This window comes from Aquirufa sp. OSTEICH-129A, assembly GCF_054558355.1.
The window spans coordinates 174,392-189,054 of sequence record NZ_JBPXKC010000002.1; the positions used below are offsets into that span (position 1 = coordinate 174,392).

12 protein-coding genes and 1 tRNA gene are annotated in these 14,663 nt (G+C 36.8%); 8 read left to right on the forward strand and 5 right to left on the reverse strand.

The window, feature by feature from the left end:
• Nucleotides 1-128: 128 nt before the first annotated feature.
• Both SKC36_RS04595 and SKC36_RS04600 read right to left on the reverse strand, forming a co-directional pair.
• The gene (locus SKC36_RS04595) at nucleotides 129-1,400 is read right to left on the reverse strand and encodes a purple acid phosphatase family protein (protein WP_459464942.1); all 1,272 of its coding nucleotides are present in this window, start codon (nucleotides 1,398-1,400) and stop codon (nucleotides 129-131) included.
• A gap of 74 nt (nucleotides 1,401-1,474) precedes the next feature.
• On the reverse strand, nucleotides 1,475-2,719 hold the full coding sequence (locus SKC36_RS04600) for a serine hydrolase domain-containing protein (protein WP_459464944.1): 1,245 nt from the start codon (nucleotides 2,717-2,719) through the stop codon (nucleotides 1,475-1,477).
• Between the two features lie 155 nt (nucleotides 2,720-2,874).
• On the opposite strand from SKC36_RS04600, the gene SKC36_RS04605 reads away from it, so the two are divergent.
• Nucleotides 2,875-4,272 carry an aminopeptidase P family protein gene (locus SKC36_RS04605; RefSeq protein WP_459464946.1) on the forward strand — a complete coding sequence of 466 codons (1,398 nt, stop codon included), beginning with the start codon at nucleotides 2,875-2,877 and terminating at the stop codon, nucleotides 4,270-4,272.
• A 6-nt stretch (nucleotides 4,273-4,278) separates the two neighbouring features.
• On the forward strand, nucleotides 4,279-4,644 hold the full coding sequence (locus tag SKC36_RS04610) for a DUF1304 domain-containing protein (RefSeq protein ID WP_459464948.1): 366 nt from the start codon (nucleotides 4,279-4,281) through the stop codon (nucleotides 4,642-4,644).
• A gap of 81 nt (nucleotides 4,645-4,725) precedes the next feature.
• On the opposite strand, the gene SKC36_RS04615 is transcribed toward SKC36_RS04610, so the two are convergent.
• On the reverse strand, nucleotides 4,726-5,103 hold the full coding sequence (locus SKC36_RS04615) for a hypothetical protein (RefSeq protein WP_459464950.1): 378 nt from the start codon (nucleotides 5,101-5,103) through the stop codon (nucleotides 4,726-4,728).
• 219 nt (nucleotides 5,104-5,322) lie between these two features.
• Between SKC36_RS04615 and SKC36_RS04620 the strand changes: the two genes are divergently transcribed.
• The 3 genes from SKC36_RS04620 to SKC36_RS04630 all read left to right on the forward strand — a co-directional run bounded on the left by SKC36_RS04620 (nucleotide 5,323) and on the right by SKC36_RS04630 (nucleotide 9,107).
• Nucleotides 5,323-6,051: an NUDIX hydrolase gene (locus tag SKC36_RS04620; RefSeq protein ID WP_459464952.1), complete on the forward strand. Its 729-nt coding sequence runs from the start codon at nucleotides 5,323-5,325 to the stop codon at nucleotides 6,049-6,051.
• A 554-nt stretch (nucleotides 6,052-6,605) separates the two neighbouring features.
• Complete coding sequence (locus SKC36_RS04625; protein ID WP_459464953.1) at nucleotides 6,606-7,985, forward strand: hypothetical protein; 1,380 nt, start codon at nucleotides 6,606-6,608, stop codon at nucleotides 7,983-7,985.
• 450 nt (nucleotides 7,986-8,435) lie between these two features.
• Nucleotides 8,436-9,107, forward strand: a complete 672-nt coding sequence (locus SKC36_RS04630) for a hypothetical protein (protein ID WP_459464955.1) — start codon at nucleotides 8,436-8,438, stop codon at nucleotides 9,105-9,107.
• A gap of 71 nt (nucleotides 9,108-9,178) precedes the next feature.
• Here SKC36_RS04630 and SKC36_RS04635 read toward each other — a convergent pair.
• Nucleotides 9,179-9,255: transfer RNA gene (locus tag SKC36_RS04635), tRNA-Asp, on the reverse strand.
• Nucleotides 9,256-9,329: 74 nt separating this feature from the next.
• Between SKC36_RS04635 and SKC36_RS04640 the strand changes: the two genes are divergently transcribed.
• Nucleotides 9,330-9,848: a DinB family protein gene (locus tag SKC36_RS04640; RefSeq protein WP_459464957.1), complete on the forward strand. Its 519-nt coding sequence runs from the start codon at nucleotides 9,330-9,332 to the stop codon at nucleotides 9,846-9,848.
• A gap of 235 nt (nucleotides 9,849-10,083) precedes the next feature.
• Complete coding sequence (gene dapF / locus SKC36_RS04645; RefSeq protein WP_459464959.1) at nucleotides 10,084-10,857, forward strand: diaminopimelate epimerase; 774 nt, start codon at nucleotides 10,084-10,086, stop codon at nucleotides 10,855-10,857.
• Here the strand turns inward: dapF and SKC36_RS04650 are convergent.
• Nucleotides 10,844-12,628, reverse strand: a complete 1,785-nt coding sequence (locus SKC36_RS04650) for a hypothetical protein (RefSeq protein WP_459464961.1) — start codon at nucleotides 12,626-12,628, stop codon at nucleotides 10,844-10,846. The genes dapF and SKC36_RS04650 overlap by 14 nt on opposite strands.
• A 107-nt stretch (nucleotides 12,629-12,735) precedes the next feature.
• Between SKC36_RS04650 and SKC36_RS04655 the strand changes: the two genes are divergently transcribed.
• Nucleotides 12,736-14,490: a phospho-sugar mutase gene (locus tag SKC36_RS04655; protein WP_459464963.1), complete on the forward strand. Its 1,755-nt coding sequence runs from the start codon at nucleotides 12,736-12,738 to the stop codon at nucleotides 14,488-14,490.
• Nucleotides 14,491-14,663 lie beyond the last annotated feature (173 nt).

The window sequence follows — 14,663 nt, forward strand, 5'->3', positions numbered from 1 at the left end:
GCAAAATACCAAAGTATGTTAGACTAACTATCATTATCCGTCCTAGGGATAAATCCACAAAATCAATCATTTTATTCAAATTGACAATTTACACGATTAATTTCATCGAAAAAATCATCGATTTCACCCTATTTTTGAATACTAAATTCATCATGAACTTTTCCATCAGAGCCTATCCACTTTCCCACCAATAAATTAGCCTCGATATCCAAGATCAAAGACCCCCCCAAAGCTACAGTGGAAAATGCGGAGGATTTCAAAGGAAAGTCTACTTGGCTTTTTCCTAATTGTCCACCTGAACCAGCTACTATATATATTGTCCCTAATGGTGAAGTTTTATTCACCACATACCGATTAGGTTTTATTTCTTTGGCCAACACATGTTTCAAGGGGTCAAAGCTTGCGTTGGGGCCCAAATGACCTCGAATTGGCATAGTTCTTTCATAAGAATGGCTATGACCTGCCAAAACCAAATCCACCTGATATCGATCAAAAATTGGAACAATCTGTTGACGCACTTTAGTCATTTCCTCATCGGAATCTGTATTATGCGAACCTTTGGAATAAGGCGGCTCATGAAAATAAACAATAGTCCAAGGTAATTTATTCGCTGCCAAATCGCGTTTTAGCCATTGAGCTTGTTGACCCGTGCTATCTGTTATGCTCGTTCCATCTTCAGAGGTCTCTTCGGAATTTATGGAAACGAAATGCACGTTTCCATAATTAAATGAATAATAAGCTTCCGTTCCCGACTTTAATCCTCCGGCCTCTCCTTGTGTTGGCATAGTGAAGTTCTGAAAATAGGCTAGTTTTTTAGATTCAGGATGGTCCTTATAATCATGATTACCTGGGTTAGGCCATAATTTGGTATTTGGAAAAAAATCTTTTTGATAAACCTCAAACACATTTTTTTGATACTCTACATCTTTTCCACTGCCATAGGCATTGTCACCCAACCAAATCCATGCATCAATTGGCTTACCTTTAACAAAATTTTTGATGGCATCTCGTACAAGTAGTTGATTCCTCGAACCCGTTCCAAAGTCTCCCAATGCCCAAATTCTTATGGCTTGCTTACTTCCTTTTTTCGGTAAAGTTTTAAACTTTTGTTTCCTCGTTGGTTGAACGGGTGAAATTGTATAAAAATACTCCTGATTGGGAGCTAATCCACTTATTTTCAACTCATGTTCAGTACTTAAAACAGGATCATACGTTGATTTTATCTGTTTAGTGAATTCTTTCCCATAGATAACCCGACTATCAGTTGGGATATCCGTCCTCCAACGAATCACACCTGAAGTGCTAGTAAAGTTTTGTAAATAAGGCCCTCGAACAATTTTGGCATTTTGCGCCCATGAAGGAATGAACCCTAGTATAAACAGGATGAATAGGTTTTTCATAAAATAGGTTTAAAAACCTAGGCCAAGGCATTACTGGCTTTGGCATAGGTAAAATCATTAAAAGACAATGATGCTTAATCTACAATGGCCTGATGGATTAATTGACGCATTTTAGTATGGTAATAAATAGTATGAGGATCCTTTTGAGTCAACATAATCGCAATTAATTTCTCTTTAGGGTTAATAAAAAAGTGGGTATTGTTGGCCCCAGACCAAAAATACAAGCCTTTATCTCCCAAAACTTGACTATCGGATACACTTTCTAAAACCGCAAAACCTAAACCAAATCCCTCTCCCTTACGATCTGGAATTCTTTTTTCGTACATATCTCCTACGTGATTAGAAACCATCAATTCTAAGGTCTTTTTACTTAGGAATTGTTTCCCTTTCCATTGACCGTCATTCAATAACATTTGGCAAAACTCCATATAATCTTTGGCTGTAGAAAACAGGCTATGGGTACCAAACCAAATGACATTTCCGGATGTCTTAGGTTGATTGGAGGTCAAAATTAAAGAGCCATCGGGCGAATTACGATGAACTTTCACGACGCGGGCAGCCTGCGCATCTGTTAAATTATAGCCCGTATTCGTCATCCCGAGTGGCTTAAACAACCTTTCCTGTAAAAAATCATGGGTACTCATGCCAGAAAACTTCTCAATCAAAGCCGATAAAACATCCGGACTTGCACTATAATTCCACTGTTTTCCAGGCTGACCAACCAAGGGGATTTTGGTGGCTTTGATGACTAATTCTTGGATATTTTTAGGAAAAGGCATTCCATAATATTTCATTCTAAAATCCCTATCAAGGGCAGTTGTTGCCAAACCGTGCGTCATACCCGAAGTATGACTCAAAATTTGAGCGATGGTAATTTGACTCATCAATGAGTCCGTTTCTCCATTGGCTCCCTTATTCACATCTTTCGCTACCCGCATATTTTTAAATTCTGGGATGTATTTAGATACGGGGTCTGTCAAAAGAAAATGACCTTCTTCATAAAGCATCATAAATGCCACGGTAATGATAGGCTTTGTCATGGATTGCATATAGAAAACATCATCCGTTTTCATGGCTACCTTTTCAACCGCATTGCTATAGCCAAATGCCCGATGTTCGACAAGCTTTCCATCTTTTACGATCATACTCACGGCTCCAGGGAGAATATGGTCATCAACTTCTTTTTGCAAAAAGGCATGGTATCGTTGTAATCGTTCCAGCGACATTCCCGCCACCAATTTGTCGGAGGACTGAGCTAAATTGAGGGAATTAAAGCTTATGCTAAGAATAAAAAGTAAAAGAATTTTAATTGCTTTCATGCTAGGTATAAATATGGAAGTGGAATAAGGTATGAAACTAATAAATATTTGGGGGAAATTCGATAAACGCCACTCATCAAAATAAGGGAATGAAGTCCTAATTAATGAAATGAAATTGATACATTTAGTCTTCAGATCACCTTCACAGCATTATTATGAAAAATAAATTACTATTAATTTGGACTTTAGCCCTAGTAAATTCTTTTGGATTGATGGCTCAATCGTCCCCATTATATCCCACAGATTATTTAAGTCCGGAATTCCATGCCAACAGAAGAATGGCCTTGAAGGAGAAACTTTCAGATAAAGGGATGGCCGTATTTTTTGCTGCTCAGGTACGAGTTCGTAATAATGACATCACCTATCAATATGCTCAAAATAAAAACTTTTATTACCTGACTGGTTTAGATGAGCCCAATGCCGTTTTATTCCTTTTCAAAAACCCGGTAACTGTATTAGGTAAAACAGGAACTGAATTTATCTTCCTTCAAAACCGTGATCCATTCAAAGAATTATGGACAGGGAAAATTTTAGGCGTGGAAGGCTACAAAGAAAAAAGTAAGATGGAGCATGTTTTCACAAATGATAAACTTAGCCCTACTACCTTACCTCTTGCGCAAGTTGACTCTGTTTATTCACTTTACAGAACTGAGGGAATTTTTGGGAAATATGAAAGAAGAGAAGAGCCATTAACGCGCATGGCAAATATGTTGGACAGTTTGGTGCTAGCTCAAAACAAAGCCATTGCTCAGCGATCTACCATGGCCATCATGAGCCAGTTAAGAGGAATAAAACAAGCCGAGGAGATTGCTTTGATTAAAAAAGCAGCGGAAATCAGTGTTTTGGGACATAATGATGTGATGCGCGCCATCAGGCCAGGCATGAAGGAGTTTCAAGCACAAGCCATTATGGAATACCATTTCAAAAACCAAGGTTCTGAATATACGGGATATCCAAGTATCAATGGCGCCGCAGGTAATGCCTGTGTCTTGCATTATATTACGAATTTGAAAGAGATTCAATCAGGCGAATTATTACTTAGTGATTGTGCAGCCGAATACCATGGGTATAGTGCCGATGTCACCCGAACGGTACCTGCCAATGGAAAATTCTCTGAGGCTCAAAAACAGATTTATGAAATTGTATTGCAAGCTCAAGATGCAGGAATAGCAGCCTGCAAAGCTGGGTTACCATTCTCTGGAGTGGATGCTGCTTCAAGAGCCGTAGTCAATGCGGGCTTAATCAAATTAGGTATTGCTGCCAATGAAAAAGAGGCTAGGAAATATTTTCCTCATGGAACATCCCATCATTTAGGATTGGATGTACATGATTTAGGCCCTAGAGTGCTAGCAGCTGGGGTGGTATTAACGGTAGAACCCGGTATTTATATTCCTGCGGGAAGTAATTGTGATAAAAAATGGTGGGATATCGGAGTGCGCATAGAGGATGATATTTTAGTGACTCAAGATGCACCTATCAATCTTTCTGCTGGCTCTCCAAGATCCGTAGTAGAGATTGAAAAAATGACGAAAGGAAAAAGTATTTTTAAATAAGATCCCATGGAAATCGTCGCCAAAATATTGATTGGATTGGTAGCCGTAGAGCACCTGTACATCTTATATTTAGAAATGTTTGCTTGGGAAACCTTAGGCAAAAAAACATTTAAAGGGGCATTAGCTCCAGAATTATTTAAACCTACCAAAGGACTAGCCGCCAACCAGGGACTATACAATGGCTTTTTAGCCGCAGGTTTACTTTGGTCTTTTTGCATTTCAGACCCCATTTGGTCGAAAAACATTGCCTTGTTTTTCTTAGGCTGCGTGTCGGTAGCTGGACTTTTCGGAGCGATGTATAGTAAGGCGATTTTTTTCAAACAAGCATTACCAGCTATTATTAGCCTAGTTTGTGTGTATTTTTTTCTTTAGGATATAGCACACCAAAGTCAAAGCATATTCAATTAAAAAGGGGGCATTGCCCCCTTTTTACTAATAAGATATTAACGTAAATTATTCTTTGATGCGTTTGGCTTTCGCTTCAAACATCCCACTCAAAATATCTCCTTTTAAATTATCTTCATCCACTTTGTTCAAAGTCATGGTAATATCCATTCCTTGCGCCTGGAAATAAACTTGAATCTGATTTTCTTTTTCCTCTACACTGGCATTCATATCCGGATTTTGACCTTTAGGATCTTTCAATACCGCTGTCAATTTACCCTCTACACGCTTAATTTCACTGATCATTTTTGCATCTCCATTGGGAGTTCCAATGATGACCAATTCCCACTTCCCAGCAAAAAAATCTGGGGCTAGTGTCGACTTAGAAAAACTTTGAAAGCTTAGCAATAAAGCGATCATGGCAAACAACATACTTACTTTTTTCATGGTTTGGATTATTTAGATGTACTATTTGGTGACTGTTAATTTCATTGACCCATCCTATTTGAATTAATTCTTATCTGCCTTTATAGCATCAAAATCTAAAATAATCCCATCCTGAACAAGATCAATAGTTGTATTTAGCGTTCAAATATAGAAACAAAATATATATTGTCTATTTTTTAGACAATATATTTCTACTTTTGGGAAATAAAATCTAAACCTATGTCGGAAAGTTATAAAGGAATCAGTACTCAGAATTACATAGCTCAATTATCCATTGATTGTGTCATTTTTGGATATCAGCACGGTACCTTGAAGGTTTTGGTTCCCAAATTGAATTTTCAAGGCGATTACTGGGGACTTCCTAGTGGATTTATTTACCAACATGAGGACGTGGACCAGGCGGCTAAGAGAATTTTGGAAGAAAGAACCCAAATCAAAGATATTTATTTAGAGCAATTTCATGTGTTTGGTAAAGCCGACAGAAACAATGCCGATTTCATGACTTCCCTATTGGCCCAAAACCCGCAACTTCAAGATGCCCAAGAAGAATATGACTGGTTTATTCGTCGATTTATTTCCATAGGCTACTATGCATTAGTCGATATTAAAAAAGTAAAACCGCAAGCGACCGCCATTGATGAAAAAATGGAATGGGTGGACATCAAGCAGCTTCCTAACCTGATTTTAGACGGAAAGGAGATCATAGCTAAAGCACTTCAAGCCTTGCGAATGAATTTTGATGATCACTTGGTTGGGTATCAGCTGCTACCAGAAACCTTCACCATGAAGGAGCTTCAACAATTATATGAAACCATATTTGATAAGCCTTATCGAAGAAATAATTTCCAAAAAATGATGTTGGATTTAAACATCTTAGACCGACTAGAAAAACAATTTACGGGTGCCGCCCATAAGGCTCCCTATTTATATAAGTTTAAGGAGATTTGATTAGGTGAATAAGAATAATAGTTGCTAACGTGGAATTTGTGCTGAATAACTAAATCCAGCAAGTCACCATTCTAAAACACACAAAAACAATACCCTTCAAACAATAAAATGAATATTATACTATACAAATAATAAAATATAGCACAAAATGAATATTATAATATGCAAATTTTGACTATTAAAACAGATTTAACTCATCCAATTAATCAAAAAAAATACATCCTTGAGAAAGATTGGCACAACATATGAAATTCTCATCTGAACGGAATTGGGAAATGCGGAAAATGTTAAGACCCATAACAACAAAAAAAGCTTCAGAGAAATCTGAAGCTTTTTAATTGTTGGAGAATTTGATGATAGAAGTAAAAGAGTATTTTGAATATGAAAAATAGACAAATAGTTAGATTCAAGTATAAAAAGGAATTAATGATAACTCGTATAAAACATTAAAATTTATGTAATTATACATATATAACACGAATACAAAATTCAAAGTTAGTAGTTCTGTAATTGATAAGCATACTTTTGAAGCCATCAACGACAACCTATTAATAATGAAAAAATTATGTATAACATTTGTGTATATACTAGTTTATACACAACTTTCTGCCCGAACGCTATATTTAGAATGGTTCAACTTAGATGAAAAGCAATTTGAACGAATTAACTTAAGTACCTTTTTTTTAGATAAGCAAAATAATAATGGAGAATGGATCCCAATCCATAAATTAACATTTTCAAACATCCTTCTTAGTGATTTTCCGACAAATCTAAATCCCATTACATTTAATTACAGGGGCAAATTATTAATTTCTATTCCAGGAACGGGTCAAGTATATATTTTCGACAAAATACATAAACAATTTACACGCATTGATGAAACCTATTACCGAGGTTATAATTTTAATGCTCTCCAATTCATTCGAAATGACACCTTGTTTAGTTTGGGAGGTACTGGATTTTGGAGATCAAATAGCATTTTAACCTATTTCGATTTTTCAAATCAAGAATGGGAAATCATGGATAATGGCCAAAATCATCCTTCATTTGGTATTACATCAGAGCGTTCAGGTTTGATGAGTAATCAAAACCAGATATTAGCTATTGCCAACAAGGAAGGCCAAGAAATAAATGATCATAAAACAAACAGCTTATATCTATTTAGCATTCTGCATCAAAGTTGGAATAAATTAGGAAACATTGACTTTGAAACATTTCATAGCTTGGGGATTACCAGTACAAAATTCAAATTATTGGGAGATTTTTTGTTTTTCAGCGAACCATATAAGGGATATCTGGGTAATCCAAAGACAAATGAAATATTAAAATATGTAGGTAAAAAAAAGTTGTTTTTTAATTCTAACGCAACTTTGTATTACAAGAATGGAATGGTCTATTCTGTCACAAAAAAATTCAGTAAATCTTTTGAATCTATCAAAGTCGATTCATTACCTATCAAAGAGATTTTATCCAATTCTAAATTGGTTAGTGAACTATACAGCCCCCCTAAAAATAAGGTAGCAAGCATCCTATTATACCTTGTTGGGGGCATATTACTGGTCATATTAGTCATCAAATTATTTTCAAGAATTACCCTTTTAAAGGAAAAATTCAAAGGCTATTTCTTTCCTAAAAAACAACTACAATTGCCCAAAGGGGCATATCGATTCCTATTATTTTTTAAAGAAAATGGTGCTGATACTTTCATCACCACAGATGAGTTTTCGGACTTACTTCAATTAAGCAAAAAAGCCTATGATACACAAAGGCAATATAGAAGTCAATTTATATGTATACTAAATAATTTTTTTTGCGAATTTGCTGAAATTAATGAGGCGATTTACCGAATAAACATGGAAGATGATAAACGTTTTATCAAATATGGAATTAAAAAAGAGGCGCTGGATTTTGCCATCAAAAACAAACTCGTATAATGCACTCCGTTCAAAAACCTACTGAACAATTACTGAACAACAAACAGAAAGCCATTTCATAAATACATTCAACCTTGGCCATTCTGCAAATACATTCCAAGTAAAATACTACTACCAAAACATGAAGACCTGTCATTCAATGCTTATTTACCTAAGCATGTTTAGGCATAAATGCACCTAGACTTTGAATTCTGGAAGTGAGAAAAAGTACATATATGTATAAAATATGTATAATACACAATTAGGCTTCCTTCTGAATCAAAAAAGCAAGTGTTTTGTATCACTAAGTCGCAAACAATATTGTTTACAATTTTGATTAAGAATTAGAGAGAGAGTAGTAATAGTAGAATTGAAGACTATATATATATATAATTTAGAACACAGTAATCTGGACAGACCCTACTCATAGTGGGGTCTCTGTTTTTTAAAGCAATTTCCATTTTATTGATTATGCATACAAAATTGTTTAAACTTCATACTGACAACTACCTAAGCTCTATACTTGAACAAAGTAGGTATTTTAGTGCCGATATAAATAAGAATGAAGCCCTTTTAATTATATTTTTATCTATTCTGTTCTTGTTTTACCTGCTTGTCTATAAGCCTTACAGTGACAAGAAACAAGGCTCAAAAATCATGCCGCTTATTTACCTTGGAATCCCTTTCATCCTTTCCATATCACTACTTGCCATAGATCAAGATAGGACCCTACTAATCAAATCAATAAAAAAGTCAGAAATAAACAATTTAGAATTATTGGATTGTGCTAGGCTCACCATAGGTCATGATAATAACATGGAAAACGAAGGTGCTATATCAATTTTATTCGATCTCGATAAGTTGGTGAACGAAAACATGGATATCGAATCCATCAACTATGAATTGACTAATATATTCATTTCTATCAATGACGAGTTTCAAATCATTATTCCCAGTATTACTATTGATTCATCCATAATAAGAAATGGTCTTTTCGTTAAGATAAATGATGATTTTAAAAATAAAAGACATGTAACTTTTAATACCCAAATGGAAAAAATATCAAAAATTAAATTTGTTTGTGACCAGGGTATTTTAGAGTTCAATAGTAGTGACAGTTCCAAGGCTTTTATTTTCCCTTAATTTGCCCCAAACTATTTCACTGCCCCTAAAAACAAAAAAAGCTTCAGATTTCTCTGAAGCTTTTTCTTTGTTGGCGGTCCGGACGGGACTCGAACCCGCGACCCCATGCGTGACAGGCATGTATTCTAACCAACTGAACTACCGGACCGTCTTGTAATGTGGCACAAAATTAGCTAATTTATCCTTTCAAACAAATGCCCAAGCAAAAAAAACCTAAAAAATATGTTCCCTCCCGCCTCCTATGAATATCCGAAAACCAGCTACTTCGCTGAATATCTGAATTTTGAGTCGTCCGAAAACCTATTTGAAGTTCTCGAGAACCAATCAAAAATAATTCAATCCACCTACCAAAAGCTAAGTCCCCAGCAATGGACCTTTGCTTATGCACCGGGAAAGTGGACTTTACAACAATTACTAGGGCACATGATCGATACAGAACGTATATTTTCTTACCGGGCTTTGTCCATCAGTCGGGGTGAACAACAGTCCCTACCCGGTTTTGATGAAAATAGCTATTTGGAACATGCCCAATATGAAAATCAAAACCCTGAACTAGTCCTCCAACAATATTTGACTACCCGCCAAGCTACTTTAAGCCTACTTCAATCCTTCTCAGAAAACCAATGGAATCAACTCGGAAACGCTAATGGCAACTCCGTTTCCGTCCGCGCCCTTTCTTGGATGATTGCTGGGCATGAAAAGCATCATTTGGGAGTTATAAAGGAGCGATATTCAATGTAGAATGTAGAATGAAGAATGTAGAATTGTTGTGTCAACCAGTTAATCAATGAAGTATGTATGATAATTGACTATTTTTTATTTTGCGAGTGACAATATAAAAGCAATAATTCTACATTCTTCATTCTTCATTCTACATTCTTCATTCTACATTCTTCATTCTACATTCTTCATTCTACATTCTTCATTTTTCATTCTACATTCTTCATAGATTTCTACTTTTCTCTATCTTTGCCCCATGAAATTCTACAAATACCAAGGCACCGGAAATGATTTTGTGATCATCGATGACCGAGCTGGAACTTTCCAACTTGGCCAGAAAGAGATTGCTCATTTATGTCACCGTCGATTTGGTATAGGTGCTGACGGTTTAATGCTTTTGCAAAAGGCGGAGGGTTATGATTTCCGAATGGTCTATTATAATTCAGACGGAACCGAAGGTAGTATGTGTGGAAATGGAGGAAGATGCCTTGTGCGATTTGCTTCAGACCTTGGCATTGTTCAAGATTTCACCACTTTTATTGCCATTGATGGGGAACATCAAGCCCACATTGACCCAGATAAAATTTCTTTGCACATGCAAAACGTGGCAGAGATTGAAACGGTATCCAACGACTATTTCGCTCAAACAGGATCTCCGCATCTTGTACGTTTTTGCTCAGCTGTGCAGTCTGAAGACGTTAAAAATACCGGTGCTCAAATCCGTTATTCTGATACATTTAAAAGTCGAGGTGGTACCAATGTCAATTTTGTTGAATTGACCCAAAAAGGCCTTTTTGTACGAACGTACGAGCGGGGCGTAGAGGATGAAACTTATTCCTGCGGAACAGGCGTTACAGCAGCAGCTTTAGTAGCCCACACCATACATGGCTTAAGCAGTCCAGTTGCCATTCAGACCCTGGGTGGAAACCTTTCCATTGAATTTAAAGGAAATGCTCAAACAGGTTTTTACGATGTATTTTTAATAGGACCTGCCGTACGCGTTTTTGAAGGAGAAATCACATCCCTCTAACGGGAATATGAGGCAATAAGCCTACCAAGCTCGTTTGATTACCTTCTACCCGAAATACCTTAACCCGATAATCCCCATCAGGTAGGTAAATAAAAGGCAAAAATCCAGCTGCTTTTCTGACATAAATAGCATCATGATTCTTAATTTGTCGGGCACGATCTAATTCCATAAAATACAAACTGAATACCCAATGTTCTTTTTGTGCATTTTCAAAAACAACATACATGCCATCTGAGCCATGGGACATTTTTACTCGCGTCTTTTCGCCGAAATAACGTAATCCATTCTTTTCTAATGTAAACTGCAATAAATCACTCCCTTTAGGTGCCTTTGTTAGGCTAGGTATGTCGGCTTGAAAGTCCTTTTCCAACTTAGCTTCTCGTGTATCCAAAGCAAAAAATCCTTTTTTGAAAGTCAAAGAAACTACATCATTGGCATATTGTACAGATGCCGGTAATTCTGCTGTAAAGTCGACAATTGGACCTCCTAACTGAGCAAGTTCTTGTAGATTTGGCGCTCCCAAATCAGCCTTTCTGCCTAAAGAATCTTTGAAATAATAATGCTCTCGATGCTGAATACTATGCTTAATGATGGCCGCTGATTCGGCACTGGTAAAATTCACCACGGCTAATAAATTATTCCAATAAGACATGCCAAAATACAACATGGAAAAGGTGACAAAAGCCCCAGCTTTCCAAGATTTAATGTTGGGAAATACATGCCAAATCATCAAGCATAAACTCATTAAAAACAAGGTACTATTGATTGCATATCTACTCTCAAACACAAATTCAATGGGTAAATTAGCTCGGCCAATGGAGTAAATAAAGGCCGTAGCCAGGATAAACAATTGAATGGACAGGATAAAATCCAATGAAGATTTTTGACGAATTAATTGATAGATATGTCGGAATACAAACAAAACCCATGCTCCAAAAACAAGCATACCCACGACTAAACTTAACTGAACTCGAAGCTCTGATGAAGTTGAAAAAAACACCCCGATAAAAGAGCCTAAATACACAAAGAATGTTTGCGTGATGGCTCCAAACAAATGTAAATTATCCGTCAAATGTCCCCGTTGATATGGATGCTGATAACCCCACATGTACAAACTAAAAAAGGCTATTCCGCCAATTATCCAAAATAACCAATAGGAAGGAGAATAATTTTTTAAAATTGGAAATGCGGCAACAAACAATAAAAAACCATTTCCACTGGTAAATACAGCGATGAAAGCCAATATAATCGCCAAAGTAAATTGTGTTTTTAGTTGACCTTTTCCATCTAACACAAAAAATACTGCTAGAATGAAAAACACAATACTATTGTGTTGCAAGGCGCAAACTGGCCAAAAAACATTGTGAAAATAGGCAGCATTATACCAAATAAATGCTAGGGGAAGAATCCACCAATGAGGTAATTGATAGCGCTTTAGATAGGCATTTAGAATAACATGAACACCCAATGTAGCCCCTGCTCCAATAATATTTAAGGTCATGTAATCAATTTTACCCGTAATGGAATATTGAATTAAACTAACGATGGACAGATAACCTTCACGGTGTTCATTGCACTGCGAGGCCAACAAGGCTATTTTATCAATGAAACTATCTTGACCATGAAAAAAGCGAATGATAAAGCCATTGATGGCACTCCAATCATCGGCAAAGGGAGCATTAATGCCATATTTCTGAAGAAAGAAATAAAAGAAAATGGCAGGAGCCAGAGAAAGAAAAAAATAAAAATACCGCTGGCTAAACAAGTTCATCAAACCAATTATTATTCTTGCGAAAATTTTCTAATTTAGAGGCAATGTGTTCGTATACCCACAAAAGTAAGCAAATAATTTGACAGCCCTCTTTGAAAATTAACCCTATGGCATTACACCTTGACAATACTACTCAGCAAAATGTAAATCAATGGCTTTCTGGAGCCTATGATGCGGAAACAAAATCTCAAATTCAACAATTAATAGACCAAGAAGATCAAATCACCTTAACCGATTCCTTTTACAAATCGTTGGAGTTTGGTACGGGAGGTATGAGAGGTGAAATGGGCGTTGGATGCAACCGTATGAACCGTTATACGGTAGGTGCAGCTACACAAGGCTTCGCTAATTATTTATTAACGGTTTTGGGTAATCAAAAAATTAAAGTGGCCATAGCCCACGATTCAAGAAATAATTCCCCAGAATTTTGTCGGATTGCGGCTGATATTTTTACGGCCAACGGCATAGAAGTATATTTATTTCCTGCGCTTCGTCCTACACCTCAATTATCTTTTGCGGTGCGTCATCTGGGCTGTCATGCCGGATTGGTAATTACGGCATCGCACAACCCGAAAGAATACAATGGATATAAAGCTTATTGGTCGGACGGTTCTCAAGTAGTAGCCCCACATGATAAAAATATCGTGGCGGAAGTGAATGCCATCCTTTCGGTAGATGATATTAAGTTCCAAGGTAATGATGCATTATTACACTTGTTAGATGATCAAATCGATCAAGAATATTTAAAAACCATTCAAACAAACTGCCGTCAGCCAGAAGTAATTCAGCGTCAAAAAGACTTAAAAATCGTTTTCTCACCGATACATGGTACGGGCATAACGCTGGTGCCAAAAGCATTAGCACTTTTGGGATTTACTTCAGTTCATGTGGTGAAAGAACAGGCTGAACCCAATGGGAATTTTCCCACGGTAATTTATCCAAATCCAGAAGAAAAAGAAGCCATGACATTGGCATTAGATCAAGCAAAAGCCTTGGATGCGGATTTAGTGATTGCCACAGACCCAGATGCGGATCGCGTGGGTGCCGCAGTCAAAAGCCCTAGTGGAGAATGGCAATTATTGAATGGTAATCAAATGGCCAGTTTGATATTGTATTACTTATTGAAAGTAGACAAAAAATTAGGCCGTTTAACGGGTAAAGAATTTGTAGCAAAAACGATTGTTACCACGGATTTAATTGATAAGATGTGTGCTCAACAAGGGGTACCTTGCTACAATACTTTAACTGGTTTCAAATACATCGCTCAGGTGATTCGGGAATTAGAGGGCAAGGAGAAGTTTATTGGAGGAGGAGAAGAGTCTTATGGCTATTTAATTGGTGATGCTGTCCGTGATAAAGACGCGGTGGCCTCTTGTGCCATGATTGCCGAATTAACTGCTTATGCGAAGGATCAGGGGAAATCCCTTTTCGATTTTCTAGCAGAAATGTACATGGAGAATAATTTCTATTATGAGGGATTAATTTCCTTAACCAAAAAAGGAAAAGCAGGGGCGGAGGAAATCAAACAAATGATGATTAACCTACGGTCTAATGTTCCTGCAAGTGTGGCAGGCAGTAAACCGGTAAAGGTGTTGGATTACGAAGGCTTACAATCAACCGATTTAACCACCGGTCAGGTTAGTCCCATCGTGGAAGGAAGAGGTATAGAGGCTTCTAATGTGATTCAATTAATCTTAGCTGATGGCTCAAAAGTTTCGGCAAGACCTTCAGGAACGGAACCCAAAATCAAGTTTTATGTCTCAGTAAATGCTCCTTTAGCCTCGGCTGCTGATTTTGATGCCACGTTTCATTCATTACAAGCAAAAGTAAAGACCATTCAAGAAGATTTAGGCCTCAAATAGTATACTTTGCCAATGAGTCGATTGCGATGTTATCTAAACAATAAAACCTAGGTATTTTGCCTAGGTTTTATTGTTTTAAGGCATTTTCAACGCTCTTTTTCCTAACGCTGTCAAGGTTTAAAACCTTGCCAGCGTTGAGCGTTGTAACGTTTTTCAAACAAATTATATTGTCC